We start from the raw sequence: 26,717 nt of genomic DNA, 5'->3' as shown, positions 1-26,717 counted from the left end.
ATCAAACGTTTGTTTAACTTTGTGCCGTCGAAACAATAAAATGAAACATGGAAGGATACAGTGAAAAACAACTCGGTATATTATTAGTCGCCGAGCGTCTGTTTGCCGACAAGGGCTTTCATGGCACTTCAGTCAGGGATATCGCCCAGGAAGCAGATGTGAACATCGCCATGATTTCCTATTATTTCGGCTCCAAAGACAAATTACTCGAAGCGGTATTCCGGTATCGTATGACAGCCTCCAAGGCATTCATACAGGAACTGGTGAACAACGATACCATGGGACCGCTGGAAAAAATATACTCGCTGATAGACCGGTTTGTGAATAAGATGCTGAATGAACAAAATTTTCAATGCATCATGAACCGGGAACAGATGAACCGGGAACAGAGTCCGGTGAAAGACCTTATCTGGGAGCTGAAAAGGGAAATGATGGGACTGATGGAGCCTATTGTAACCCGCGCCCAGGAAGAAGGTATCTTCTATAAGGATGTGGACGTGGTGTTACTGATGTCCAGCCTTTTCGGTACCATTCACCAGGTAGTTCCTGCTAAATCTTATATCAGGTCCAGCCCTGAATTTGCAAATATGCCCGATGACGAATTCGTCGAATATCTGAAAGTCAGGGTGAGCGCCCATCTTAAAAAAATGTTTAAAGCAATCCTTACACATGAATTCTAAAAGCATATACGCACGATTATATGCGCTTACAACGGGAATCCTGCTGACGCTGGTTTTTCAGGCCGCTTCGGCACAGCAACAGTCAGCCTCCAGGCAACTGTCGTTAAGTGAAGCCATATCGCTGAGTATTCAAAACAGTAAACAGTTAAAGGTAAGCCAGGCGAAGATTGAAGAAGCTAACGCAAAACTGAAGGAAGCTAACGAACGTCAACTGCCGGACCTGAGCGTTACCGGCGCCTACATGCGTGTTACCGAACCTAACATTGACCTCAAGCTGGGTAAAGACAACTCCGGCGGTTCCGGTGGCGGCTCAGAAATGCCGAAAGTAAACAGCGCCGCCTACGGCATGGCTAACCTCAGCATCCCTGTATTCGCAGGTATGATGATCCAGAACGGGAAGAAAGCAGCCAGCTACCTGGCCACCGCTGCCCGCCTCGACGCGGAAAAAGATAAAGAAGCAGTAATGCAGAACACCATCGCTGCTTACGCCAATCTTTATAAAGCACAGCAGAGCGTCAACCTCATGAAGGAAAACGTAAGACAGTCTTCCCAACGCGTAAAAGATTTCAGCAACCTAGAGAAAAATGGCCTGCTCGCCCGGAACGACCTCTTAAAAGCTGAGCTCAACCAGTCCAACTACGAACTGCTGCTCATGGATGCGGAAAACAGCCTCAAAGTGGCTAACCTCAACATGAACATCATGCTCGGCCTGCCGGACAATACCACGCTGGAACTGGATACCACCGTATTCAACACCAGCAACCAGGTAGACGCCCGGGGCATCGGAGAGTTTGAACAGCTGGCCTACCAGAACCGCAAGGATGCACAGGCCCTGAAAGCCCACGAAGGCGCCGCCTCCGCCAACGTGAAATCCGTGAAAGGAGAAATGTATCCGCAGCTGGCGTTAACCGGTGGTTATGTAGCCGCTTACATTCCGAATTTCCTGACTATCACCAACGCCATCACAGCAGGGGTAGGACTGAAATACAACATTCACTCCATCTGGAAAAACAAATCCAAGGTAGCCGCAGCCAATGCCCAGCTGGCACAGATCCGCGCCAATGAAGCACAGGTAACGGATGCCATCCACCTGGACGTTTACCAGGCATACGAAAATTATCTCCTGAGCCACAAAAAAATGGATACCTACATCAAGGCCATTGAACAATCAGAAGAGAATTACCGTATTACCAAAAACAAACACGACAACGCCCTCGCAACCACTACCGACCTGCTGGACGCTGACGTGGCCAACCTCCAGGCTCACCTGAACTATGCCTTCGCCAAAGCGGAAGCCATCGTAGCCTACAACAAACTGCTGCAGGCGGCAGGTATCCTGGACCAGTCAATCAATAAACAATAACACACAAATTTATAAGCTGTGGAAACGCAAACTAAAGCTTCTAATCATACTAATAATACGACCATGCAGGAAACATCCGCGCCTAAAAAACGCAGTAAAGGGTTCGTCATCGTACTGGCAGCGCTGGTAATCGGTGGCGGCGCCTTCGGTATCACCAAATATATTCACGGTCAGCACCACGAGGAAACAGATAACGCGCAGATCGATGCTAACGTGAGCCCGGTTATCCCCAGAGTTTCCGGTTACGTGAAAGAAGTACGTGTGAAAGATAACCAGTTCGTGAAAAAAGGGGATACCCTGGTAATTCTGGACGACCGCGACCTGGCCATCAAAGTGCAATCCGCCCAGGCTGCCCTCCTCGCTGCTGAAGCCAATAAAAACGCTGCAGCCGCCGCTACACAGGCCGCCGAAACCGGTATCACCCAGGCGCAAGCCCAGATCGGTACCATCGACGCACAGATCGAAGCCGCCAAAGTAAACCTCTGGAGAGCTAACCAGGACTATGAGCGTTATGCCAACCTGATCAAAGATCACTCTATCACCCAGCAGCAATACGAGCAGGCGCTGGCCGCAAAACAATCCGCTGAACGCCAGCTGGATGTGCTGCAACGCCAAAAAACCGCCGCTGCCCGTCAGACCTCTGTGGTATCCTCCCAGAGCACCGCTACCTCCAAACAAATCAGCCTCGCTGACGCTGCCATCAAGCAACGCGAAACCGAAGTAGCCGATGCGGAACTGGTACGCAGCTACGCCGTCATCCTCGCTCCGGAAGATGGTTACCTGTCCAAAATCTATGTACAGCCTGGTCAATACATCAACGCCGGACAATCCCTGTTCAGCGTAGTATTGAACAACACGCCATGGGTAGTGGCCAACTTCAAGGAAACGCAGCTGACCAAAATGAAACTCGGTCAGAAAGTAACCGTGAAAGTGGACGCTTATCCTGATAAAAAACTGGAAGCGAAAATCACTTCCTTCTCGCCTGCTACCGGCGCTAAATTTGCCCTGCTGCCTCCGGATAACGCTTCCGGTAACTTCGTGAAAGTGGTACAGCGCCTCCCGGTGAAGATCGAGTTTGTGAATCCTTCCGATGAACTGGTGAAAAACCTCCGTCCTGGTATGAACGTAGAGGTAGATGTTCACCTCGACTAATCTGCTTTAGCAGAAAGCGTAATGACCCGGAATTAATAATTAATGGGAACCATGATCACTCAACCGGCGGAAACCATTAGCATAATTTAAGACTACCAAAAAGGGCCATGCTCCGGTATTAATTATTAGTTCCTGGTCATACTGCTTTCTTCTTTTCTATATAATATAGTATTTCATGCTGCAACAAGAATCATTGATAGAATACGGCGCCCGCAGGGTGATCATCACGATCACCGCTATATTCTGCGCGCTGCTGGAAATCGTTGATACCACTATCGTGAATGTGGCACTGAATGATATGCGCGGTAACATGGGCGCTACCATGTCCGAAATTGGTTGGGTAATTACGGCCTATGCAATCGGTAACGTAATTGTCGTTCCAATGACCAGCTGGCTCTCCCAGCAATTTGGCCGCCGTAACTACTTTGCGGCTTCCATCATCATATTCACAGTGTCCTCCTTCCTTTGCGGTAACGCAACAGCCATGTGGGAACTGGTACTCTTCCGTTTCATACAGGGTATTGGCGGTGGCGCACTGCTCGTGACCTCCCAAACCATTATCACGGAAAGCTACCCGCCTGAAAAACGTGGTACAGCTCAGGCTATTTACGGTCTTGGTGTAATCATCGGTCCTACGCTTGGTCCGCCATTGGGTGGTTTCATCACCGATAACTACTCCTGGCCTTATATATTTTACATTAACATTCCCATCGGCGTAATCGCAACACTGCTCACCCTGCAGTTCGTGCGCAGCCCTAAATACGCGGAAAAACGCTCTGCAAAGGATGTGGACTTCCTCGGTATCGGTTTGCTCGCTCTCTGCGTTGGCTCTTTGCAATACGTGCTGGAACGCGGCCAGGAAGACGACTGGTTTAACGACCCGCTCATCACCGTACTGGCTGTTACAAGTGCCCTCGCGCTGTTCTTCTTTATGTGGCGCGAACTCACTTATAAATACCCGATCGTGGAACTGAGGGTACTCAAAAACGGTAACCTCCGCGTGGGTACCATCCTCTCGTTCATCCTCGGCTTCGGCTTGTATGGCTCCACCTTTATCATACCGCTGTACACACAGGGTATCCTGGGATGGACCGCCACCCAATCCGGTATGCTCATGGTGCCGGCAGCGCTTACCACCGCATTTATGATGCCCATCATCGGTAAGATGCTCGAAAAGGGTGTGCCGCAGCAATACATGGTGGCCGCCGGTATGTTCCTGTTCTTTGTCTACAGCTTCTGGGGATATAAAATCCTCACGCCGGCTGATACAGGTTCTGAATCCTTCTTCTGGATGCTGATCGTACGCGGGGTAGGTATGGGGCTGTTGTTCATCCCGATCACCACACTGGCCCTCTCTACACTGAAAGGCCAGCAGATCGGCCAGGGTGCAGCCTTCACAGGTATGATGCGCCAGCTGGGCGGTTCCTTCGGGGTGGCGTTGATCACCACCTTCATGACCCGCCGCACACAGCTGCACCGCAGCGACCTCGTGCCGTACATCGATATGAACAATCCTGAAGTCGTAACCCGGCTCAAAGGGCTGACCGCCAACTTCATGTCCAAAGGATTTGATTTTGCCACCGCCCAGAAAAAAGCGTACATGATGATGGACTATAGCATCACCAAACAGGCTTCCGTACAATCTTACATGGATGCGTTCCTGTACCTCGGTATCCTGTTCCTGATCTGTATTCCGTTCGTACTCATGGTACGCGCCAACAAACAGCAAGGTAAGCTCGACCCAAGTGCCATGCACTAACGGGAAGCGCTATATCATAAAAATAATTGTTGCAATAACAGTGTAACAGTTGTAGGTTTAGGTAAATAAGCCCCGATATTCATCGGGGCTTTAATTTTTTTTGGTATATTCAGTATCAGAATATACGCGCCTATGGAAACGTTTAGTCATGTACGTACTGTCATCGGCATCATCCTGAGTCTTAGCATCGCCCAGCTCCTCAAGGGCACGGCCAGGTTTATCCAGCACCCCGGAAGGCAAAAGATTTACTGGGTACACCTGGGTTGGGTACTCTATCTCTTCCTGATACTACTGCACTTCTGGTGGTGGGAAATCAGCCTGAGCCACATCACCCGGTGGACGTTCCTGGAATACTTCTTTGTAACGCTCTACATCATCATGTTCTATGTACTCAGCGCCCTGCTGTACCCCGATGATATTAAGGATTACACCGGCTATGAAGATTATTTCTATTCCCGGCGAAAGTGGTTCTTCGGCCTGCTGGCCCTCACTTTCGTGGCAGATGTGGTAGACACCCTCATGAAAGGGCAAGCCTATTTTCATATGCACTATAATGCGGAATACCCCATCCGGGGCATTACCCACGTGCTGCTATGCCTGCTGGCTATCCGGTTTTCCAATAAAACATTCCACAGCTTCCTCGTCATACTCTTTATCCTGTACGAATTTTCCTACATCCTTCGTTTATTCCTGACCGTTAGTAATTAATACGGTATGCCCGCCTTGCGGTAAATAAAGCTCAGCAGCCAGGCGGGCCCTATCAGCAGGAACTGTAAATCCTTGAAGAAGGAAGGTTTGGCGCCCTCTATCTTATGCCCGATGAACTGGCCGATCCAGGCCGCCACAAAGATGATCAGGGAAAGGATCCAGGGCGTCGCGCCAAAGCTGTCCAACACCCGCCAGGCCCAGAGGCAAAGCAGTACAAATACCAGCATGCCCATACTCAAACTCGGCGAGAGCCGGAAATAATATATCAATACCAGCACCAGCGCAATATGCGCCACCGTTACCTGCAAGCCCCCGATATGAAAGGGCAGGGGAATGCTGTACAGGAAACCTACAATACTGAAAAAGATAGCAGGCACGCAAATCCAGTGAATGGACTTGTTGGTGGCATTGCGGTGGCTGACGCCGTACTCGTCCAGCCAGGATTGTATGGATCTCATAAGGTGGAAATTTTGCTGTATCTAAATATAATCAATTTTTTCCTCATTTGATAGGGACCCGTTTCACCCTTTCCCGGCCATAAAACACAGGGAAATACATCAGCTCCGCCCTGGCGGGATTCAACTGGAAACTGCCGGTGTACCGCGGCATCAGCGGAATCGTGAAGGTATATTCCCCCTTGCCCAGGTACTGGCAAAAAATACTCACCTTTTCATAAAAATATTCACGGTGCACCTCCCCGTTGCCAGATGGCTGCGGCTTGCCGTTGTAAGAACAGCCGGCAGGTATGGGAATTTCTATCATCACGAATTGCGCATCTTCCCTTACCTCCACCCTGGCCTCCAGTTCCACCTTCTTACCGGCCGTAAGGGTGGTGATCACGTTGTTGTCCGCTTTAAAGGCGGTACGCACTTTAAAGGCGCTGTCCACCCGGTTCGGACTCGCGTTAAACCGCCGCTGCCAGGCGCCCAGGTACAGCATGCGCCGGCCCGTTTTGCTGATCTGCAACGGCTGCCCGGCAGGGAACGTCGCTTCATAGGGGAACTTCGTAACCCTCGTATTATTCACCTGCAATGCCGGCAGCTGCTGCTCCTGCTCGCGGAAAATATCATCCCCGATGGTAGCCATAATGGTGGCCGATTCATAAGTATTGCGCCAGCAGTTCGGGCCGCGCTGATCCAGCAGCCAGGCCCGGGTACTGCGCAGCAGCGCGTCGTGGCCGCCCTCATTGCGCAGGATGCGGTACGCCAGCAGGGTGTACTGGATACGGCTGTTGTAAATATCCAGGCTGTCCGGCCCCCACCAGGTGTTCCCGAAAAGGGTTCTTTTCACAGCTCCACGCAGGGTTTCGGTATTAACGGTCACGCCTGCACGCTGTTTGAGTTCCATTAAGCGTAGTTGTTGGATAGGGGAAAGATGTCTGGTGCTGATGGTATCCACATATGCCCGTAAATTAAACGTACTGTCTGTATCACGCAGCCAACCTAGAAAGTCCATCCGGGTATCCACCCCGTACTGATCAACGCGTGGCGCTAAGAATCGCGTAAGGTCTTTATTGGCCGTTTTGGTGCGGAAGCCGGCATCGGCGGCCATATGCAGGGCCTTCAGCACGTGCGCGCTGATCCACCCGGAGGTAGGGCCGTTGCTCCACCAACCCCAGAGCCCGTCCATATTGCGGGCCTTTTCCAGCCTGTTGACCATATTACGTATATGCTCATTAATGTGAATGTTGGTATCCAGCGCGGCGGCCCAGCGTTTTTGCAGCAGCGCGGCAATTAGCTTAGATGCCAGCTGTTCGTTACAATCATAGCGATAGGCGTACAGGTAGGCTGCCTCCTGTAACAGTACCGGCATAGCGGAGGCGGCTGCATAAAGATGAACAGTACCCGTATCGTTGCCCGCCTGCAGTGTGAAGGTGGTATCTCCCCCTAACTGAAAAAACTGGCCCACCGCTTCCTGTGTCCCTACCGGGTAAATGGGCACTGCCCTGTACTCCCCGTCGCTCAGGGATTGATGGTGGATGGCGAACAAATTGCGCAGGCTGTCCCCGGCTGGCGCCGCCACCCTGGCGGTTTCTATCAGGCTATGACGCAACGCTACCTCCCCGTTTTTCAATTGCTTTCCATCCACGGTCAGCGAGCGCCGCAGCCGGATGCTATCCCCGTTATAGTTCATAATCTTGGTCAGCACATCCAGCGTATCCCCCGCGAGGGCAAACTGCGGTAAGGCCAGGTTCGCGCTTACCTGCGTATAGGCGCGGGTTAGAGCGGTCGCAAAGCCGGATTGCTTATGGTCGCCCGCTACCAGGGCGTACGACTTCCAGCTGGTAATGTCATCCGGGAAGGTGACGTCAAAACTCACTTCCCCTTTTTCGTTGGTGCGTAACCGTGGTTGCCAGTAGGCATCATCCCTGAAATTGCGGCGAAGGGATAGCCTGGGGCCTTCCGCTGCTTCGGGTTCCTGGCTTTTCAATCCTCCTTTCACCGTAGTGGTAATGATAACGGCGCCTGCTGCGGCACGGGCGCCATAGAGGCTAACCGCAGTTTCGGTGGAGAGCAGCTCCAGGTTGGAGATCAGGTCCTCACTGATATCGCTCAGGCTGCCGGTAAATGGCTGCCCGTCCACGATCAGCAAAGGTTGCTGATCACTTTCCGTACCCGCCGCTCCGCGGATGATCACCCGGTTACCATCACGGGCAAAGAATTTCCTTTTGGCACTGACTACGGACACGCCGGCCACCCGGCCCTGCAACGCCCGCTCGTAGTGGATGGCGCTGGCGCTCATGTAGGCCTTTTTTTGCGCGCCATAACCTACCACCACTTCCTCCGACAGGGCATCCGCATGCTCAAAGAGCATCACATCATAAATTTCATCGGACTGGATGGGCCGCACTGCCTCGTTATAACCTACCGCGCGGAATAATAGTGTGCCCGTATCCGTTACATGCAACGCATAGGCGCCCCGCTCGTTCGTCAAGGCGCCAATGGAAGTGCCTTTGATCATGACGCTGGCAAAGGGGATAGGCGTACCATCGGCATCGCGCACGGTGCCTTTCACCAGCTTTACCAGTTGATGGCCATTCAGCGTGATTGGTTTGGAATCAGGATATCTTTTTTCCGGCTTTTTAATGGCAAATTCCATTTCATAGTCGCCGGTAATAATGGCCATGTTCAGTCGCTGCCGCAATCGGTGTATGCTATCGGTATCCGGCTGAACAGGCAGCCGGTCATATTTATAGATGGCCTCATGACCGGCTTTGACCTGCAGGCTGTCCATCTGGGCAAAGCCGTTGTGTTTCATGAGCAGCACCATCTTATAAAAGCCGGGCGTCAGGCGGATTTCGGAAGCGCTGTTCCCCCTTTCTATTTCCACCCATGCGGTGGAATCATACCTGTAAAGGAATAGCTGCCGTACCTGCTGCTGTACGCTGTCAGGAAAATAGCATTTCAGCAGCGCCTTATTGTCGCCGTTTTGCCTGAGGGTAACCGCAACGGATTCCAGCTGGTCATTGTACAGGCTGTCCATATCCGTAGCGGTCAGCACATGATCGCCGAGGCGGAATTTGGTATCGTCACCGCCGCTGAGCTTGTCGCTAAAATACTTATCGACGATATTCAGTTTCTCCTGCTTGATGAGCCCTTTGGAAATGCTGTAGGCATAACCCGTTTCGGGCGTGAAGTGCTGGCGCAGCAGCGGACTGCCAAAATAATAGGTCCGCGCAGGGGCTACGGGGCCAATGATTGCGGGTGAGTAATAGCTATACGTAAACGGAAAGATCAGGCCATTGTTGTTGACATACTGCGGCATAGATACCGCCGCAGGCTTTAACAACAGCAGCTTGCTGCCCAGCAGCGCTTTTTCGGCGTCCGTAAAATAAGGCTTCCTGCGGGGCATGACTTTCACGCCGGGCCCCGGTTTATCGACCGGAATGCTGACAAAGGTCTTCATGCCGGCCGGCGCATATACGGAGTCTGCAACGATCTCGTATTCCGCTGTTACCATCCGGATGGACTGCTTGCCGGGCATAATCCGGAAGCTGTAGGTGTTATCGGTAAACCGGCCGTTTACGTACTTTAACTGATCGTTTATCCATACCAGTTGTACCAGTTGCGGCTTGCCATCCTTTACGGCAAAAGGGGCGATTTGGGTAATCCCATGAACGGCAGGTTCAAAGTTATAGAGCAGCCCCTCGGGGTGGAAGAAGCGGTAGAAGGGCATGGTATCCAGCCCCAGTAAGGTCTTCCAGCGGCTCCAGTTCAACGGGCCTGTTTGCACCAATTTCTCCCGGGTGGCTATGCCTGCGTCAGGCGTTAATTTGGGCGACGCTACATGGAGCCTGTCCAGGTAAGGCACTTCCGGATCGCCAGCATTAAATTTGGAGGTATGCGCATAGGCAGTAACATCCGCATCCGCCACGGGCTGCTCCTTGTTATCGGTAACGGCCACGGTTATACGGGCAGTAGCGCCCGGCTGGATGGTTTCCGGCGCATGGATTTTTACATCCAGGGTGGAAGGGAGGTAATACACATATTGCCCTGAGCCGGCGCTGACATCTCCATACACGTAAGCCATCCACAGGGAGTAGGTAGCGCTGCCGGCGGCTTTATCGGCCCACTGCAGCTGCGTAGCTTTGCCGGAGCGGATCAGCTGCTTGTCCGCATAAATCTTGTACCACACGGGTATTTTATAGGGATTGTCCAGGTTGGCGAAAATGGAATCATGCCGGCGATAGCCGGTAAAGGAAATTTCCGCCATGCTGCTGCTGATGTCGTACGACTTCCGGTAATGGCCGGTTACGGCAGTATAACGGGCTACATAGGGAGAGGCGGGAATGGTGGCCGGCAAAGTAAGCGCAGCCTGGCCTATGCTGTCTTTACCCGCATTATAGAAAATTACCCTTGCCGGTACGGCCGCCGGCAGCCCGCTTTCCAGGCAGGTGATACGGATGGAGTCGGCCACCCGCTCAAACCTGATATCGGTAACGGTTTTCTGGCGGGAGAAGGAAAAGCTTTCGGTTTTATGGTCATTACTGCTGCTGTTCAGTTCACAGGTTACACTGCATTGAAGGTCCGCATCGGGAAAGATGCTGTCCGGTACTATTACCACTGTTTCCCCCGTTTGTTCCAGGGGTACTTCCTGCTGCCAGAGCTTTTTGGGAATGAAGGTGGCGCCGGTGGCGTAGTTGGAGCTGGATATGGTATTAACGGTAACGGTTACACGCCCGTCCAGCACCGGCAGGTTATTTTCATCCGTCGCTTTCAAAAAGAATTTGACCGGCATGCCAGGGGCATAGGCAGGTTTTTCCGTGCGGGCGTTGAAGGTGAGCTGACTCAGTTCATACTCCTCGTACTCAAAGCTGCCGTGGAGATATTCTTTTTTGCGGTTGGTCTTGAAGTTGGCGCCCAGGCTGAGTTTGTAGTCCTCGTCCAGGTCCAGGTCCAGCCCGTCCGTGAGTACAAAGCTATATTCATAAGCGCCGGGGCGGTAGGGGTGCAGCACCTGTAAAATGGTATCTTCCTCTTCCCGGTTGTTTACGGCTCCCAGCTTCAGCTGCAGGGGGATATTCACCGGGTTGCCCTTGGCGTCCGTAAGGAAGGCTTTGAGCCGCACCGTATCACGGGGCTTATATTTTGGCTTGCCCGTAACGAGGTAGCCTTTATAATTATTTTTCCCCGGCTTCGGGCCAAAGAAGCGTTGCAGTTGCCGCCACTGGCGTACGAACCATGACTGGTTGCTATAGAGGCGGTAGCGTTTGTAGGGTTGCAGGTAGAAGTAGTTGACCGTGCCCTCGTGCTTTACTGTGACCAGTCCTTTTTTGGAGGACTGGCGCAGCGGGTAGGTCTGGAATTCAGGCTGCAGGGAGAGTTGCTTCCCGCGGAACTGCACTTCCGGGGTAGTAAGCGCGCGGTCGTTTTTATCCGTCAGGGAGATGGCATAGCTATCCATGTTTTTAATCAGGTGCAGCCGGACGTTTTTGACAGGGTAGTACTCGTACCGCAGCATATTCCCCTCACCGCGCACGAGCAGGTAGTGGCCAGCCGGTATGTCCGCCGGCGTAGGCGCATCCGCGTTCCAGGAGCGTACAAACGTATGCAGCAGCGCGTCCGAAGGGTTGGTATTGCGTAGGTATTCGACCTTTGCTTTGCGCATACCATTGCTGATACTGGCATTTTTCAGGGAGGATAAATAAAGTCCTGCGGCCTCCCTGTCGGTAATTTTGAAGAGGGCGATGGTTTGGCCGCTGGTCTGACTGTTGGAAAGCTGCTGCGCATAGGATGCCTGCAACGTCAGCAGGAATAGTACAGTGGTCAGTAATTTTTTCATGGTAAGGGTGTTGCACGATCATTGAATGTAAGTATTTAAGCAGTAATTTTCATGCAGCCGTGGCAGTGTTACTTTATTTTTAAGGAAAATATTTTTCGGCTTAATTGATTAACTTTCCTAGTGAGTTTGTAGCTCCTTGATACTTCAACGTAAACTTATTTTTTATGCAGACAATTGGATTTATTGGAATAGGTAACCTGGGGTTGCCTATCGCGGAAAATTTACTGAAGGCAGGTCATCAGTTGAAAGTATATAACCGTACCCGTGAGAAGGCCCTGCCGCTGGAGCAATTGGGCGCGGTGGTGGTGGACAGTCCTGTTGCCGCTGTAGAGAAGGGAGGGATTGTATTCACCCTTGTTTCCGACGATGCGGCCCTGCGGGAAATCGTCACCCCTGAGTTCCTGGCTGCGCTGGGCGCCGGCGGGGTGCATGCTTCCATGAGCACGATTTCCCCGGATACGGCCCGTGAGCTGGCGGCCTTGCACAAGAAGGCGGGTACTACCTACGTTGCTTCGCCGGTATTTGCGCGCCCGGAGGCGGCTGCGGCGAAGATGGGCAATGCGGCTATCAGCGGGGATGCGGCGGCTAAGGAGCGCATCCGGACGTTGCTGCTGGATGGCTTTGCCAAGAATATTTTTGATATGGGCACGAAGCCGCAGCAGGCGAATGTGATGAAGCTGATCGGTAATTTCATGATTGCCGGCGCTATGGAATTGATGGCGGAGTCGTTTGTGCTGGCGGAGAAGAACGGGCTGGATGTGAAGGCGGCTTATGAAATGCTGACGACTACTTTATTTACCGGGCCTGTCTTCCGTAATTACGGCGCTATGATACTGAACCGGGAGTTTACCGGTAACCCGGCGTTCAAGGCCTCCTTAGGCTTGAAGGATATTGACCTGGTGCTGGAAACGGCGCGCAACAGCTATACGCCGATGCCGATTGCGAACCTGGTACACCAGCGGTTGCTGACGGTATTGAGCAAGGGCAGGAGAGATGCGGACTGGGTAGCGCTGGCAACGGGGGCGCTGAACGATGCGGGCCTGAAGTAGGTTTGTTTCTCGCAAAGAGGGTTTTTCTCGCAGAGATGCATAAGGAGCAAAGAACGCAAAGGATTATGTTTTGTATTTTTTTTGCAAAGAGGCATAAGAAACAAAGTAGGTAAAGGATGGTTTTTTGTCTTTTGTTGCAAAAGTGGAAAGTAGCAATTGCTTATGCATGTTGCCAAGCAATTTCTTAAAAACAACTTATACAAGTCTTTGCGTTCTTTGCTCCTTACGCCCCTTTGCGAGAAAAACACCCTTTGCGTTCTTTGCTCCTTATGCCTCTTTGCGAGAAACAAAACCAACTGCAGGCATATGTTCGATGCCCCAATCGCTCATTACTTCCAGGATTGGTTCCATGGAGCGGCCTAATTCCGTCAGTTCGTATTCCACGCGTGGCGGCACTTCGGGGTACACGAAGCGGCTAATCAGCCCGTCCTGCTCCATTTCGCGCAGCTGCAATACCAACACCCGTTCCGATATCCCCGGAATGGATTTCCTCAACTCGCTGTAACGCTGCCTGTCCTGCAGCAACCGCCACAGGATCACCGGCTTCCAACGGTTGCCAATGAGCGACAAGGTATAGACCGTGCCGCAGTCGCCCCGTAGCTGCCTGGCATTTTGCGAATTCGTAGAAGCGTCCTTTCTCATTTTGCTAAACATTTACAGACTATAAATGTAAAACATCTATACAAGTTCTGATGCCTGCGGGAACATGACCGGATAAATCGCTATATTAGAAAATCGATTTTGTGCAGTACCAGAAAGGCTTATGGCAGATTCTTCAGAAAATCCATGGCTGAATAAAAAAATATATTATATTTGTCCTCATCGCTAAAACGATTTAGCGTTTAACCTGATTTTTTAACATATGAAAAATTCCATGGCTGTAGGAGTGGATATAGGAGGCTCGCACATTACGGCAGCATTAGTAGACCTGGAAAACAGGTCCATCATCGAGAACACCTGGCGTCGTGAGCGGGTAGATTCCAAAGGTACAGCGGAAGATATTATTACCGCATGGGCAGCGGTTATCAGCGAGGTCACTACCGGTACAACCAACGATAACCTGGTGATCGGCATCGGAATGCCGGGGCCATTTGATTATGAACTGGGCATCAGCAAAATGCAGCACCAGGATAAATACGACGCACTCTACAACCTGAATGTAAAAGAGTTGCTGGCTGCTAAATTGAACATCTCGCCAAAAAATATCCAGTTTATCAACGATGCAGGATGCTTCCTGCAGGGAGAAGGATTCAGCGGCGCCGCCAGGGAATACAAGCGCGCCATAGGCCTTACCCTGGGCACCGGGCTGGGATCCGCCACCTACGACGGGCGCATCGCTAAGGACGCGGACCGCTGGTGTACGCCCTTCAAAAACAGCATTGCAGAGGATTACATTTCCACCCGCTGGTTCGTAAAACGTTACCAGGAAATCAGCGGCCAAACCGTGAAAGACGTAAAGGCTTTATGTGAGCTGGAACCCAGGGACGAACGGATAAAAGGCATCTTCCAGGAATTTGCCGCTAACCTGGCCGCATTCCTCGTACCCTTCGTGCAGGACGAAAACCCGGAAGTCATCATACTCGGCGGCAATATCGCCAACGCATCCCCACTGTTCCTGCCGGCGCTGATCGTGGAACTGGCAGCGCATCAGATTCATATACCTGTCCGCATAGCCATGCTGGGCGAGTCCGCCGCTATCATCGGCGCCGCCAGCGTTTGGTTCGGCGAACCGGTGAATGCGTAGGTTTTTTTCTCGCAAAGGGGCATAAGGTGCAGAGTACGCAAAGGGCCTTCGGCCTGTGCGGTGTCTGTTTCTCGCAAAGGATTTTAAGGTGCAAAGATTGCAAAGGATTGTTTCTCGCAAAGAGGCATAAGGTGCAAAGCACGCTAAGGGCCTTCGGCCTGTGAGGTGTCTGTTTCTCACAAAGGATTTTAAGGTGCAAAGATTGCAAAGGACCTTCGGTATTTACAGCTTATGATACTTTGCAACTTTGCGCGCAAAAAAGCATAACACAACTCTTTGCGTGCTTTGCACCTTATGCCTCTTTGCGAGAACCCAAACAAAACATAATCCTTTGCGTGCTTTGCACCTTAAAACGCTTTGCGAGAAACCACCCACCCGCCGTTCATCACATTTCACGCACCCAGGCTTGCAAATCCCCACTTTCCCCGCTATCTTTCCAAGACAATCATGCGCACCCGGTAGATGTACTGAACTTTGACGCTATTCCTGAATCCACAGTGAACCTTTGACTGCTGCGCATGCGGACAGCAACGTGAACAAATAAATCTACTCATAATCACACCTTATGACTAAACAGACAAGCAATTCCAGGCGCTCCTTTATCCGGAACTCCCTTGGCGCACTGGCAGCTTTCACTATTGTTCCCAGGCACGTGCTGGGACGCGGATACCTTGCACCCAGCGATCAACTTACCAAAGCCGTTATCGGTACCGGCAGCATGGGGCGCGGCCACTTCGGCTACGCCGGCACCCGCGTGGTGGCCATCTGCGACGTGGACCGCAGTCACCTGAAACTGGCCATGGATCAGCTGAAAGATAAATCGGTTAAAACCTTCACCGACTACCGCGAGGTCATCACCCTCCCGGAAGTGGACATCGTTCATATCGCCACCCCGCCGCACTGGCACGGCATCATCGCCGCCGATGCCGCCCGCGCCGGAAAAGATATCTGGTGTGAAAAACCTATGACCGCCACCATCGGCGAAGGCAAACGCCTCGTGGAAGCGGTACAGCAACACGGCCGCATCTTCCGCCTCAATACCTGGTTCCGCTTTTCGGACAACTTCTACGGTATGGGCACCACCGTGAAGCCGATCAAAAAGCTGGTGGACAGCGGCCTGCTCGGCTGGCCACTGAAAGTAACCGTGAGCAAACACACCGGCTTCGACTGGAAATTCTATTGGGTAGGTAAAACCAACCTGCCTGAAATGCCCGTACCGCCGGAGCTGGACTACGACATGTGGTTAGGCCCCGCGCCGTATAAGCCTTACAGCCAGCACCGCGTACACCAAACCTTCCGCGGCTACTGGGATTATGATGGAGGCGGCCTCGGGGATATGGGACAACACTACCTGGACCCCATCCAGTACTTCCTCGGGAAAGACCATACCAGCCCCGTAAAAGTAGAAGTGGACGCGCCGCAGCAACACCCGGACGCCGTAGGCACGTGGCGCCGCATCATCTACACCTACGACGATGGCTGCCAGATCATCCTCGACGGTGAAGGCAAGGACGAAAAAGCCGCCTACATCGAAGGCCCTAACGGGAAACTCTATCCCGGCTTCAAATCCACCATCCCGGACCTGGAAAAGAAACTCGCCGCCTTCCCGGATCCGCTGCCGCAGCAAACGGACTTCGTAGAGGCCGTAAAACTCCGCCGCAAATTTGCCCTCAACGAGGAAAATGGCCACCGCTCCGCCACGCTGGTAAACATGGGCAAAATCGCCCTGCAGCTCAACCGCAACCTGCAGTTCGACCCCGTAAACCAGGTGTTCATCAACGATGAAGGCGCCAATAATCTCATCTTCCAGCCTATGCGCGGGCCCTGGACCATTTAATCTTAACGACTCATGAAAAAGTTCTCTTTCAGCATACTGCCGCTGATGCTCCTCGGACTGGGCGCTTTTGCCCAGCCAGCCCCGGATCAGCGCGCGCTCCATACCAAAGTGGCCGACGTACTGGCCCGCTTCCCGGCCAACAACCGGGCTGACCTGAATAAATATTTTGAAGAAATTGCCGGCTTCGGTCCAAACGGTATCACCCAGATGGCCGACCTGCTTTCCGCTCCCGGCAAAGGCGACAATACCAAAATGGAATACGCCCTCGCCGGCTATGCCTTTTATGTAACGGCGCCAGGGCAGGAAAGCAATCGCGCTGCCGCCGTGAAAGCCTATTCCCAGGCTGCCGCGAAAGCTGCCAACCCGGAAGTGAAAGCCTTCCTCATCAGCCAGCTGCAAACGCTGGCCGGCAACCCTTCCGTAGCCACGCTCACACCTTACCTGGCGGATGAGCGCCTCTGCGATCCTGCAGCCCGCGCGCTTGTGAAAATCAATACTCCCGAAAGTACGCAGGCCCTCCTGAACGCCCTGGCTACGGCAACGGGTACACGACAAATTACGTTAGTGCAGGCCCTCGGAGACGCGAATGCTACAGCAGCCAACGCCGCGATCATGAAGCTGGCCGGCACGGGTAACGGGGATCTGGCAAAGGTGGCGAACTATGCTTTGTCCCGCATTGCGGACCCAGCTGCCGCTGCCACGCTCAAAGCCAACGCCGCCAAAGCAGGCTACGGGTACGACCGTACGAATGCTACGGCATCCTACCTGACCTACCTGGCCGCCCTGGACGATAAAAAGCTGGCCACCTCCCTGGCTACAGCCCTGCTGCCGGTTACCAAAGGCGTGCCGCAGGAAAACGCCTATGTGGCCGCGTTAAATATCATCGCCGCTAACGATGGCGCAAAAGCGCTCTCCACCTGGCTTGCAGCCGCGAACGATACCCGCCCGCGGGTGAAGGATGCTGCCTGGAAGCTCATCGGCGCACACAGCGCCGCGCTGACGCCCGCCCAGCAAGCCATGGTCCTGAAGCAGTTCCGCACCGCGGATAATGCCACGAAAGCCGCGGCTATCCGCATCTTCGCCGATAACAAGACCTCTTTTGCACTGGATGCGGTGACGGAGCTATTTCAAAGTCAGGATGCGCCCGTGAAAACTGCCGCTATTGACGCGGCCGGTCGCATAGGCGGCACTAAATCTCTCCCCTTATTAATAAAAACCTTTAACTCCACAGACCCTGCTACAGTAGAGGCGGTGCAGAACGCGCTGCTCATCATGCCCGGCGGGGAAGTGGCAACAGCCGTAGCCAATGCATTCCCTTCGCTGCCGCCGGCCGCTAAATCCGCCGCTATAACGGTGCTGGCTACACGTAAAGCGTCGGCGCATGCGCAATTAATTACGGACGCTGCCGCCGGCGCGGACGCAAACCTGCGCATCGCCGCGTACAAAGCCCTGCCGGACATTGCGGATAAACAAAGCATCCCGGTGTTGGTGACCCTGCTCAACAGCGCTACCAACAGCCTGGAAACCACCGCCGCGCAGAAAGCGCTGACCGGGGCTGCCATCTCCCCAGATCAGGCGAAGCAATTTATGCAGGCTGCCCCTGCCGCCGCTAAATCCCGCTACCTGGGCGTGCTGGCGGGCATCGGTACCAAAGATGCCCTGCAGGCGGTAGTAGACGCCTTTAATAACGGGGACGCCAATACGAAAGATGCCGCCATCCGCGCACTGGCCGACTGGTCCAATGCCGATGCCGCGCTGCCGCTGTTAAACATCGCGCGCAACAAGGATTACGTCGCTTACCAGGAACAGGCGCTGCTGGGCTATGTTGGACTGGCTGCTGCCAAAAACATTCCTTCCGACCAGAAGACGCTGATGGTGCGCAATGCACTGGACATCACTTCCAGCGAAAAAGTGCAGCTGAAAGCCTTACAGGTGCTGAATAAATGCAGGTCCTACAGCGCGCTGCTGCTGGCGGGCCGCTACCTGGAATCCCCCAACCTCGGCGCTGCAGCTGCTGACGCGGTGATGGACATCGCGCTGGCGGATAAAACCTACGCCGGCCCTGTAGTGAAATCCCTCCTCGAAAAAGCAAGCGCACAGCTCAAAGGCGGCGATGCCGACTACCAGCGGCAGTCCATCCGCAAATACCTGAACGAAATGCCGGCGGGCGAAGGCTTCGTGCCCATCTTCAACGGCACGGATCTGAGCGGCTGGAAAGGCCTCGTGGAAAACCCAATCGTACGCGCCAAAATGAGTGATAAAGCGCTGAAAGCCGCGCAGGCAAAGGCAGATGAGAAGATGCGCAAAGGCTGGTCCGTGAAGGATGGCCTGCTCGTATTCAACGGCGAAGGGGATAACCTTTGCACGGTGAAAAAGTATGGCGACTTCGAAATGCTGGTGGACTGGAAGATTACGCCGCAGGGCGATGCCGGTATTTACCTCCGTGGTACGCCGCAGGTGCAGATCTGGGATACCTCCCGCAGAGATGTAGGCGCAGAAGTGGGCTCCGGCGGACTTTACAACAACCAAACCAACGCGAGCAAGCCACTGGCGCTGGCGGACAATGCCATCGGCGAATGGAACCACTTCCACATCATCATGAAAGGGGACCGCGTGACCGTGTACCTGAATGGCCAGCTGGTGACCAATAATACGATCATGGAAAACTACTGGGAGCGTGGCTTGCCGATATTCCCCGAGGAGCAGATAGAGCTGCAGGCGCATGGCACCTATGTGGCCTACCGCGACCTCTACATCAAGGAGTTGCCGCGTCCGAAGCCTTTCGTGCTGAGCGACGAGGAGAAGAAAGCCGGCTTCAAGGTCCTTTTTGACGGCGCCAATATGCACGCATGGACGGGCAATACCACCGATTATATCATGGAAGACGGCAACCTCGTCATCTATCCGAAAAGAGGCGGCCATGGCAACCTATTTACCAAAGAGGAGTTCAGGGATTTCAACTTCCGCTTCGAGTTTCAGCTTACGCCGGGCGCAAACAACGGCCTCGGCATCCGCGCCCCGCTGGAAGGCAACGCTGCCTACAACGGCATGGAACTGCAGATTATAGACAACGAGGCGGATATGTATAAAAACCTGCACGAATACCAATACCATGGCTCCGTGTACGGTGTGATCCCCGCCAAACGCGGCTTCCTGAAGCCGGTGGGCGAGTGGAACTACGAAGAAGTGATTGTGAAAGGCACCCGCGTGAAAGTGATCCTCAACGGGGAAACCATCCTGGACGGCGATATTGCGGCCGCCAGCGCCAATGGTACCCTGGATCACAAAGATCACCCCGGCCTGAAGAATGAAACCGGTCATATCGGTTTCCTCGGCCATGGCGATGTGGTGCGCTTCCGCAACATCCGGGTGAAAACCTTGTAGTTAAATATTTTTTAGTGAGAGAGAAGGGCGGCCCGAGGGTCGTCCTTTTTTTTTAGTTGAAATTTTCCGGCGTCACTCCCGTCCATTTTTTAAACGCCCTGCTGAACGCGCTCAGTTCATTGTACCCCAGCATCCACGAAATATCTTTTAACGCAAAATTGCCGGAGGAGAGGTAATGCTCCGCCAGCGAACGCTTAACGTCGTCGGCTATACGCTGGAAGGAGTAGCCTTCGCTTTTCAGCTGCCGTTGCAGGGTGCGGGCGCTCATGTTGAAGTTGGAAGCGATATCGCTCAGCGAAGCCACGCCCAGGTAGGAGTTCGCGAGCAGGTAATTATGTACCCTGGCGCCCAGGGTTTGGTTTTTTTTGTTGGGGGAGAGATGGGAGGTCTTCTTCAGCAGTATTTCCTGCAATTCATAATTCGCAGTAACAATCGGCTCATGCCAGTATTGTTGTGGAAACGTAAGGCTGTATTCGCCCGCAGACTTTCCTGCCGCGCAACGGAATACCCTTTCGTATTCCGCAGGGTTCGTCACCTTGTAAGGCAGCGCCACCGCTTTGGGCGCAATCTTCGTGAGCAGCAGCCCATCGAGTTCATGCACTACGATGACGAGTAATACTTCCATCAGCGGATCAAAATCGCGTTTAGCCGTTGGCGTTAGCCTTACTTTAAAAGCGCCTTTGCCCTGTACGATGTCCATCCGGCACTGGTCAGTGATCAGGTGGACGAGGGCGGCGGCGTGCGTCAGCGCTTCGCCGACTGTGGCGCTGGTTTGAATGATGCCGCCCACAATGCCGAGGGCAGTGGTCCGGAGGGATTCGCCGAAGTGCAGCCCGAATAAAGGATCCCCGCTGAGGTGCGCGGCGTTTTTCCAGAGGTTGTCGACCTGCGGTTGAGCAGGCGCGGGGCCGTCCTTCTTTTTCAGCGCCGCCATATCGATACCGGATAACCTGCACAGCTGCGCTGTATTTATATTCCGCATGGCCGCGTAGGCAATGATATGTTTAACAAGATCTTTCATGTACTAAAGATAGCAAGAGATTTGACCGCTTGTGGCGGCTGGCGCAAAATGGTAAATGATTGTCGCCTTTTGGTAAGTGAGCAGCCTGGCTTGTCAGCTACTTTTGTTCTATCAAATTTAGCAAACAAAAAAAATGCAAACCATGGAAAACAATTCTTTATCTGTCGTTACCGAATTTATTGCAGCCGTGAAAGTATTTGATTTTGAAAAGGTGGCTACGCTCCTGCATCCGCAGGTGCAGTGGGAGCAGCCGGGCGATAACCGCTTCTCCGGCCTGAAAAAGTCTATGGAAGAAGTATTTGGCATGTGCGGCGGGATGTTTGAAGTGTCTGAAAAAACGTTGTCCCTGGCGGAAGTGAAATCCTATGCGGTAAACGGGGATGCCGTAGCGGTCAACCTCGTATGGAAGGCCACCCGTGCGGATCAGACGCTGGACGTGGAGAACGTGGACGTATATACGGTGCAGGATGGAAAGATCACGGCGGTGACGGTATTTACTGCCGATGAGCAGCAGGAGAACAGCTTTTGGGGCAAGTAAGCTTAAAAAAGGAGCGGCATACGGGCAGCCGCTCCTTTTTGAAATTAAAAGCTTGTTTCAGGATGCTGGTGATTGGCAGCGGGGTCCTGCTGGAAAATTTTGGTGAGCATAGCGTATAGCTCCGGATGTTTTTCCGCCAGGAGGTCGGGCCTTTCAAAAAAGTACTCGGAGATAACGGCAAAAAATTCTCCCTCGTTGGTGGCGCCGTACGGATTGATGTCCGTATGGCCTTCCGCCATTTGCTGAATGGTTTGGTGCACGAGCTTCATCCAGGGGATGCTGTAGCTGTGTTCCAGCAGGTGGCGCGGCATACCGTCCACATAGCCGTCGGATTTATCCAGCAGGTGTACGAATTCATGGATGGCCGTGTTGTTCTTATCCGTGACGTTGGCAAAGCCTTCCCGCAGGGCGCTGCGGGAGAGCACCATTTGGCCGTTCAGCGAGCCGCTGCCCACCATGCCAAGGATGTTGCGGCGATTCCCTTCGTACTGGTAGCTTTCGTTGAAAGTATCCGGGTAGAGGATCACGTTGGTGAGGTTAAAATACTCCCAGTCCTTGAACCCGAAGATGGGAATAATGGCGCTGGCGGCCACCAGCACACGGTCCAGCGGTTCCACGGTGGTGCCTACGCCTTCGATAGTTGTACGTTTCAGGAAGCGCGCCACCTTGCTGTCGAAACGTTCCTTATCCGCTTCATCCAGCTGCTGGTAGTAGCGCACATGGTGCTGCAGCAGCGGTTTATACGTATCGGGAACGGAGTTCCTCAACTTTTTCCTGCGGACGAAGATATTCCTCACGTAGAGGAATAGGATCAGTCCCATCATAATTAATCCAAACAGTACCATCTTATATTCATCTTAAAATTACCTCCTGATGCCCTTAAACTCGGAGCCATCTTTCCATTTAGGGAAGGTGGCCTCGTTGCTGAGGGTGAGTCCTACGTCAAATACCAGCCGGAGGTCTTCGATCATACCATCCAGTTTCCAGGTGTTGGGGTCGAATTCATCTTTCGGCGAGTGATAACGCTCGCGGTTATACGTAGCAATTTGTTCCCTGGCCCATTGCGGGTCCTTGCCGATGGCCTGGGTGCCGGGACCGATATACAAACCGGGGACGCCTTTTTTCGCGAAGTTGAAATGATCGGAGCGGAAGAACCAGCCGCCTTCCGGGTGATCTTCCCCGACGGTGATGCGGCCTTGTTTGGCGGCGGCGCGTTGAACGTATTCATCCAGTTCGGACTGGCCTTTGCCGATGACGGTGACGTCTTTTGTACGGCCGAAGTAGTTCATCACGTCCAGGTTGATGTCAGCAACGGTTTTGCCGGGTGCAAATACCGGGTGGCTGGCATAATATTCCGAACCCAGGAGGCCCTGTTCTTCGCCGGTGACGGCGAGGAAGAGCAGCGAGCGTTCCGGGGCAGGTTTTACTTTGCTGAAAGCGGTGGCGAGAGCAATCAGCCCGGCGGTACCGCTGGCATTGTCTACCGCGCCGTTGTAGATGGAATCCCCGTTGATATTTTCACCGATGCCGAAGTGATCCCAGTGGGCGGAATATACCACGCATTCCTGCGGCCTTTTGGCGCCCGGGAGCACGCCCAGCACGTTATGGGAGGTGGAGTGTTTGATGGTATTATTGATCACCAGGGAAGTTTGCAGGTGCAGGTCCACCGGTTTGAAGCCTTTGTTTTTAGCCTGGGCCATGAGGTCAGGGGAGAGGCCGGCGAGTTCGAAGAGCTTGCGGGCGGATTCCTGGCTGATCCAGCCTTCCAGGATGGTGCGGGACATGTTGTTGTCCGCCGTTTGCAGGTGCAGTTTGGAATTGCTCCAGCTGCTGCGCACCACTTTCCAGGGGTAGCTGGCGGCGGCGGTTTCGTGGATGATGATACAGCCGGCGGCGCCCTGGCGGGAGGCCTCTTCAAACTTGTAGGTCCAGCGGCCGTAGTAGGTCATGGTGCGGCCTTTGAACAGCGTGCTGTCCGCAAAGCCGGGATCGTTTACCAGGACGACGACTGTTTTACCTTTTACGTTCAGGCCTTTATAATCGTTCCAGTTATATTCCGGCGCTACGATGCCGTAACCGGCAAACACGAGTGCTGAATTATTGAGCGTCACCTGTGGTTGCACGCGGCGGGTGGCGGCTACGTAGTCGTCCAGGTATTTGAGGCTGATGCTGCCTTTTTTGCCTTTGATGACGAGGTCGGAAGCAGGTTGGGAGAAGATGTTGACCATGGGTACTTCCTGGAAGTAGCTGTTGCCGTTGCCGGGTTTAAGGCCCAGGGCTTTGAACTGTGCCGCGATGTAGTTGATGGCGCTGTCTTCCCCGCGGGTAAATGGTTTGCGGCCTTCGAAAGCATCGGAGGCGAGTACGCTGATGTGTTGGGTCAGCACGCTGGCATTGATGGCGCCGGCGGCGGGATTTTCCTGCGCAAAGGCAGGGAGTTGGCCGAGGGAGGCCGCCAGTATCAGGAATGAAAATTTTCTCAAAGCAAAAGGATTTATAGCAAAAATTAGTTGAGTTCGGCAATATTTCCAAATAGTATCGATCGCTTATATTTGTTATATGCAGGTAAATATCGCGAAAAAAGCGGCTGCGGAGCAGGCCGCGACGTACGTCCGCCCGGGGATGACGGTGGGCCTGGGAACGGGCAGCACGGCCTATTACGCCATTATGCGTATAGGCGAAATGGTTAGGGGCGGACTGGACATAAAAGCAGTGGCCACTTCTGAAGAATCGGAGCAGCTGGCACGTGCGCAGGGGATCACGATCATCCCGTTTGGCGAGGTACAGAAAATTGATGTGGACATTGACGGGGCCGACGAGGCGGACGCGCAGTTACGCCTGATCAAAGGGGGTGGTGGCGCGCTGCTGCGGGAAAAGATTGTGGCGGCGGCATCGGACAGGATGATCATCATTGCCGACGAGGGCAAGGTGGTGCAGCAGCTGGGGCAGTTTCCCCTGCCGGTGGAAATCATCCCTTTTGCCTGGGAGCTGACTTTCCGGAAGCTGGAACAGCTGCATGCCAGGCCAGTACTCCGGAAGAAGGAGGGGCAGCTGTTTATAACGGACAATGGGAATTACATAGCAGATTGCCATTACGAGCGCATTGCAGACCCGGAGGCGTTGCATGCGCAGCTGAATGATATACCCGGCGTGGTGGAAAACGGTTTGTTCATCGGCATGGCGGATTTGTTGATTGTGGGCAGGGAGGATGGCGCCGTGCGGGAGATTAGCCGTTAGCGGCGTTGCGTTCCGGAAAGCCGTTTTGACATAAGGCCCGGTCTTACGCCTTCATTTCCTTATCCAGGTAAGAATGTTTTTTACTGTCTTTCGAGGTGATATATACCAATAGAGAGATAAAAATGCAGCCGGTAACGTACCAATAGTAACCGGATTCCATCCCTTGTTGCTTAAAGAAGAGGGCGAGCGGTTCCGCCGTACCGCCAAAAACCGCTACGGTCAGCGCGTAGGGGAAGCCGACGCCCAGTGCCCTGATTTCGGCGGGGAAGAGTTCTGCTTTCACTACAGCATTGATGCTGGTATAGCCGGTGACGATGATCAGTGCGCCGAGGATGAGCCAGAAGGCGCCCCAGACGGTATCCGTATGGCTCAGCGTGGTGAGCAGCGGCACGGTGCAGAGGGCGCCGAGTATGCCAAAGGCCATCAGCAGGGGCTTGCGGCCGATCCTGTCGGACAGCCAGCCCGCCAGCGGCTGCAGGCAGGCATAGATCAGCATCAGGAAAAAGGTGACGGTAGTCGCTTTTTCGATGCTCATATGGACGGTGTTGACGAGGAACTTTTGCATATAGGTGGTGTAGGTGTAAAACGCTACGGTGCCGCCCAGGGTAAGTCCTACCACGGTTAATACTGCCCGTGGATGTTGGGTGAAGAGTATTTTTACAGAACCTTTATCTTTTGATGGTTTTTCCTTTTGGAAGGCGGTGGATTCGTGCATGTTTTTGCGGAGGTACAGCACGTAGAATGCCAGCAGCGCGCCTATGACAAAGGGGATGCGCCATCCCCAGCGGTGCAGCTCATCCGCCGTCAGGAAAACTTTTTGCAGGAGCATTTGCACGCCGAGTGCCAGGAGCTGGCCGCCGATGAGGGTCACGTACTGGAAGCTGGAATAGAAGCCCCGCAGGTCGGCCGTGGCTACTTCGCTGAGGTAGGTGGCGCTGGTACCGTATTCCCCGCCTACGCTGAGGCCCTGCAGGAGGCGTGCCAGGCAGAGGAGGACGGGCGCCGCAATGCCGATTTGGGCATATCCGGGCGTAAAGGCGATGAGCATGGACCCGAAGGACATCATGAGTACAGAGAGCGTCATGGCGGTTTTGCGGCCTTTCCGGTCGGCGATGGTACCAAACATCCATCCACCGATGGGGCGCATGAGGAATCCTACGGCAAAAATGGCGGCTGTATTGAGCAGCTGGGCTGTATAATTGCCTTTAGGGAAGAATACCGGCGCGAAGTATAATGAAAAAGTGGAATAGATGTACCAATCGTACCATTCTACCATATTTCCGGCAGAACCAGTCAGGATGGCCTTTATACGCCATGAATCAGGATGTTTCATATACTTACAAATGTATATCTAAAACGTTAAAATGTCTATTCCGTGCAAGGTTATGTTAAAATAGAAAAAAATTAGGATGGTAAGCATTTTACACCTATCTTCGTAACGCTTCTTAAGAATATTGAATTGCATTTCTGTTTGTGATCATCACTTCCCGATCAGCTTTCCACTTTTTTCTTTTAGTTGCGCAGTGAGCCTGCTGAGTTATAATAGGCGAGAATACGTTCACTATTAAAAATTAAATAAATGCAAACAGGTGTTGTAAAATTTTTTAATGAAACTAAAGGTTTTGGCTTCATTAAAATCGAAGGTACGAATCAGGAAATCTTTGTTCACGTATCTGGTATTAAAGAAAGCATCGGCGAAAACGACCGCGTTGTATTCGACGTGGAAGAAGGTAGAAAGGGCCCGAATGCTGTTAACGTAAGATTAGCATAACATTATTCCGATAATAGTTTGGTAATTGAAAAGACCTGCCGTCCCCGGCAGGTCTTTTTTTTATGTCTTCCTTAAACGTTGCTTTCATCCACCTCTGCTATCACCCACCTCTGCGCCCTTTGCTCCCTATGCCCCTCTGCGAGCAACCAACCGCCCTTCGCGAGCAACCACCCACCCTTTGCGCCTTTTGCT

The 26,717-nt window shown here is 53.2% G+C and carries 19 protein-coding genes; 12 read left to right on the top strand and 7 right to left on the bottom strand.

From position 1 onward, the window contains the following. The first annotated feature begins 47 nt into the window (after positions 1-47). The 5 genes from BOC67_RS08630 (at position 48) to BOC67_RS08610 (ending at position 5,662) form a co-directional block, all read left to right on the top strand. A complete protein-coding gene (locus tag BOC67_RS08630) occupies positions 48-680 on the top strand; it encodes a TetR/AcrR family transcriptional regulator (RefSeq protein ID WP_291909412.1) in 633 nt (210 codons plus the stop codon). After that, positions 670-2,043, top strand: coding sequence for a TolC family protein (locus tag BOC67_RS08625; RefSeq protein WP_291909409.1), 1,374 nt, complete (start codon positions 670-672; stop codon positions 2,041-2,043). The genes BOC67_RS08630 and BOC67_RS08625 overlap by 11 nt, the downstream gene beginning before the upstream one ends. A 63-nt stretch (positions 2,044-2,106) precedes the next feature. After that, complete coding sequence (locus BOC67_RS08620; RefSeq protein ID WP_291909406.1) at positions 2,107-3,195, top strand: HlyD family secretion protein; 1,089 nt, start codon at positions 2,107-2,109, stop codon at positions 3,193-3,195. A gap of 175 nt (positions 3,196-3,370) precedes the next feature. Further along, a complete protein-coding gene (locus BOC67_RS08615) occupies positions 3,371-4,954 on the top strand; it encodes a DHA2 family efflux MFS transporter permease subunit (protein WP_291909404.1) in 1,584 nt (527 codons plus the stop codon). Between the two features lie 132 nt (positions 4,955-5,086). Next, on the top strand, positions 5,087-5,662 hold the full coding sequence (locus tag BOC67_RS08610; protein WP_291909402.1) for a hypothetical protein: 576 nt from the start codon (positions 5,087-5,089) through the stop codon (positions 5,660-5,662). Here BOC67_RS08610 and BOC67_RS08605 read toward each other — a convergent pair. Continuing rightward, complete coding sequence (locus tag BOC67_RS08605) at positions 5,659-6,120, bottom strand: DUF962 domain-containing protein (RefSeq protein ID WP_291909398.1); 462 nt, start codon at positions 6,118-6,120, stop codon at positions 5,659-5,661. The two genes, BOC67_RS08610 and BOC67_RS08605, sit on opposite strands and share 4 nt — an antisense overlap. A 43-nt stretch (positions 6,121-6,163) precedes the next feature. After that, the gene (locus tag BOC67_RS08600) at positions 6,164-11,944 is read right to left on the bottom strand and encodes a carboxypeptidase-like regulatory domain-containing protein (protein WP_291909367.1); all 5,781 of its coding nucleotides are present in this window, start codon (positions 11,942-11,944) and stop codon (positions 6,164-6,166) included. Between the two features lie 164 nt (positions 11,945-12,108). Between BOC67_RS08600 and BOC67_RS08595 the strand changes: the two genes are divergently transcribed. Then, positions 12,109-12,993 carry an NAD(P)-dependent oxidoreductase gene (locus BOC67_RS08595; protein WP_291909365.1) on the top strand — a complete coding sequence of 295 codons (885 nt, stop codon included), beginning with the start codon at positions 12,109-12,111 and terminating at the stop codon, positions 12,991-12,993. A 267-nt stretch (positions 12,994-13,260) separates the two neighbouring features. Here the strand turns inward: BOC67_RS08595 and BOC67_RS08590 are convergent, their stop codons facing one another. After that, positions 13,261-13,635 carry a helix-turn-helix domain-containing protein gene (locus tag BOC67_RS08590; RefSeq protein ID WP_291909363.1) on the bottom strand — a complete coding sequence of 125 codons (375 nt, stop codon included), beginning with the start codon at positions 13,633-13,635 and terminating at the stop codon, positions 13,261-13,263. Between the two features lie 220 nt (positions 13,636-13,855). Between BOC67_RS08590 and BOC67_RS08585 the strand changes: the two genes are divergently transcribed. From BOC67_RS08585 to BOC67_RS08575, 3 genes are all read left to right on the top strand, one after another. Then, the gene (locus BOC67_RS08585) at positions 13,856-14,737 is read left to right on the top strand and encodes an ROK family protein (protein WP_291909360.1); all 882 of its coding nucleotides are present in this window, start codon (positions 13,856-13,858) and stop codon (positions 14,735-14,737) included. A gap of 565 nt (positions 14,738-15,302) precedes the next feature. Further along, positions 15,303-16,574, top strand: coding sequence for a Gfo/Idh/MocA family oxidoreductase (locus tag BOC67_RS08580; protein ID WP_291909359.1), 1,272 nt, complete (start codon positions 15,303-15,305; stop codon positions 16,572-16,574). Between the two features lie 12 nt (positions 16,575-16,586). Then, on the top strand, positions 16,587-19,958 hold the full coding sequence (locus BOC67_RS08575; protein ID WP_291909357.1) for a family 16 glycoside hydrolase: 3,372 nt from the start codon (positions 16,587-16,589) through the stop codon (positions 19,956-19,958). Positions 19,959-20,010: 52 nt separating this feature from the next. Here BOC67_RS08575 and BOC67_RS08570 read toward each other — a convergent pair whose 3' ends face one another. After that, positions 20,011-20,979: an AraC family transcriptional regulator gene (locus tag BOC67_RS08570; protein WP_291909355.1), complete on the bottom strand. Its 969-nt coding sequence runs from the start codon at positions 20,977-20,979 to the stop codon at positions 20,011-20,013. Positions 20,980-21,121: 142 nt separating this feature from the next. On the opposite strand from BOC67_RS08570, the gene BOC67_RS08565 reads away from it, so the two are divergent. Further along, on the top strand, positions 21,122-21,517 hold the full coding sequence (locus tag BOC67_RS08565; RefSeq protein ID WP_291909353.1) for a nuclear transport factor 2 family protein: 396 nt from the start codon (positions 21,122-21,124) through the stop codon (positions 21,515-21,517). A 44-nt stretch (positions 21,518-21,561) separates the two neighbouring features. On the opposite strand, the gene BOC67_RS08560 is transcribed toward BOC67_RS08565, so the two are convergent. Further along, entirely contained in the window at positions 21,562-22,341 is a 780-nt protein-coding gene (locus tag BOC67_RS08560; protein WP_291909350.1) for a zinc-dependent peptidase, read from the bottom strand. 39 nt (positions 22,342-22,380) lie between these two features. Next, on the bottom strand, positions 22,381-24,000 hold the full coding sequence (locus tag BOC67_RS08555; RefSeq protein WP_291909347.1) for a M28 family metallopeptidase: 1,620 nt from the start codon (positions 23,998-24,000) through the stop codon (positions 22,381-22,383). A 76-nt stretch (positions 24,001-24,076) separates the two neighbouring features. Between BOC67_RS08555 and rpiA the strand changes: the two genes are divergently transcribed. Beyond that, positions 24,077-24,754, top strand: a complete 678-nt coding sequence (gene rpiA / locus BOC67_RS08550; RefSeq protein ID WP_291909346.1) for a ribose-5-phosphate isomerase RpiA — start codon at positions 24,077-24,079, stop codon at positions 24,752-24,754. A 43-nt stretch (positions 24,755-24,797) separates the two neighbouring features. Here rpiA and BOC67_RS08545 read toward each other — a convergent pair whose 3' ends face one another. Next, entirely contained in the window at positions 24,798-26,087 is a 1,290-nt protein-coding gene (locus tag BOC67_RS08545) for an MFS transporter (RefSeq protein ID WP_291909345.1), read from the bottom strand. 246 nt (positions 26,088-26,333) lie between these two features. Between BOC67_RS08545 and BOC67_RS08540 the strand changes: the two genes are divergently transcribed. Next, on the top strand, positions 26,334-26,525 hold the full coding sequence (locus tag BOC67_RS08540) for a cold shock domain-containing protein (protein WP_073086969.1): 192 nt from the start codon (positions 26,334-26,336) through the stop codon (positions 26,523-26,525). The last annotated feature ends 192 nt before the right edge of the window (positions 26,526-26,717 follow it).

It is taken from the genome of Chitinophaga sp. CB10 (assembly GCA_001870995.2).
Taxonomy (GTDB): domain Bacteria; phylum Bacteroidota; class Bacteroidia; order Chitinophagales; family Chitinophagaceae; genus Chitinophaga.
This window is presented reverse-complemented; position numbering and strand designations above follow the sequence as displayed.

What these genes read in the sequence shown, in the direction of transcription:
- BOC67_RS08630 (WP_291909412.1), top strand. Translation starts at nt 48, where the DNA reads ATGGAAGGATACAGTGAAAAACAACTCGGTATATTATTAGTCGCCGAG.
- BOC67_RS08625 (WP_291909409.1), top strand. Translation starts at nt 670, where the DNA reads ATGAATTCTAAAAGCATATACGCACGATTATATGCGCTTACAACGGGA.
- BOC67_RS08620 (WP_291909406.1), top strand. Translation starts at nt 2,107, where the DNA reads ATGCAGGAAACATCCGCGCCTAAAAAACGCAGTAAAGGGTTCGTCATC.
- BOC67_RS08615 (WP_291909404.1), top strand. Translation starts at nt 3,371, where the DNA reads ATGCTGCAACAAGAATCATTGATAGAATACGGCGCCCGCAGGGTGATC.
- BOC67_RS08610 (WP_291909402.1), top strand. Translation starts at nt 5,087, where the DNA reads ATGGAAACGTTTAGTCATGTACGTACTGTCATCGGCATCATCCTGAGT.
- BOC67_RS08605 (WP_291909398.1), bottom strand. Translation starts at nt 6,120, where the DNA reads ATGAGATCCATACAATCCTGGCTGGACGAGTACGGCGTCAGCCACCGC.
- BOC67_RS08600 (WP_291909367.1), bottom strand. Translation starts at nt 11,944, where the DNA reads ATGAAAAAATTACTGACCACTGTACTATTCCTGCTGACGTTGCAGGCA.
- BOC67_RS08595 (WP_291909365.1), top strand. Translation starts at nt 12,109, where the DNA reads ATGCAGACAATTGGATTTATTGGAATAGGTAACCTGGGGTTGCCTATC.
- BOC67_RS08590 (WP_291909363.1), bottom strand. Translation starts at nt 13,635, where the DNA reads ATGAGAAAGGACGCTTCTACGAATTCGCAAAATGCCAGGCAGCTACGG.
- BOC67_RS08585 (WP_291909360.1), top strand. Translation starts at nt 13,856, where the DNA reads ATGAAAAATTCCATGGCTGTAGGAGTGGATATAGGAGGCTCGCACATT.
- BOC67_RS08580 (WP_291909359.1), top strand. Translation starts at nt 15,303, where the DNA reads ATGACTAAACAGACAAGCAATTCCAGGCGCTCCTTTATCCGGAACTCC.
- BOC67_RS08575 (WP_291909357.1), top strand. Translation starts at nt 16,587, where the DNA reads ATGAAAAAGTTCTCTTTCAGCATACTGCCGCTGATGCTCCTCGGACTG.
- BOC67_RS08570 (WP_291909355.1), bottom strand. Translation starts at nt 20,979, where the DNA reads ATGAAAGATCTTGTTAAACATATCATTGCCTACGCGGCCATGCGGAAT.
- BOC67_RS08565 (WP_291909353.1), top strand. Translation starts at nt 21,122, where the DNA reads ATGGAAAACAATTCTTTATCTGTCGTTACCGAATTTATTGCAGCCGTG.
- BOC67_RS08560 (WP_291909350.1), bottom strand. Translation starts at nt 22,341, where the DNA reads ATGATGGGACTGATCCTATTCCTCTACGTGAGGAATATCTTCGTCCGC.
- rpiA (WP_291909346.1), top strand. Translation starts at nt 24,077, where the DNA reads ATGCAGGTAAATATCGCGAAAAAAGCGGCTGCGGAGCAGGCCGCGACG.
- BOC67_RS08545 (WP_291909345.1), bottom strand. Translation starts at nt 26,087, where the DNA reads ATGAAACATCCTGATTCATGGCGTATAAAGGCCATCCTGACTGGTTCT.
- BOC67_RS08540 (WP_073086969.1), top strand. Translation starts at nt 26,334, where the DNA reads ATGCAAACAGGTGTTGTAAAATTTTTTAATGAAACTAAAGGTTTTGGC.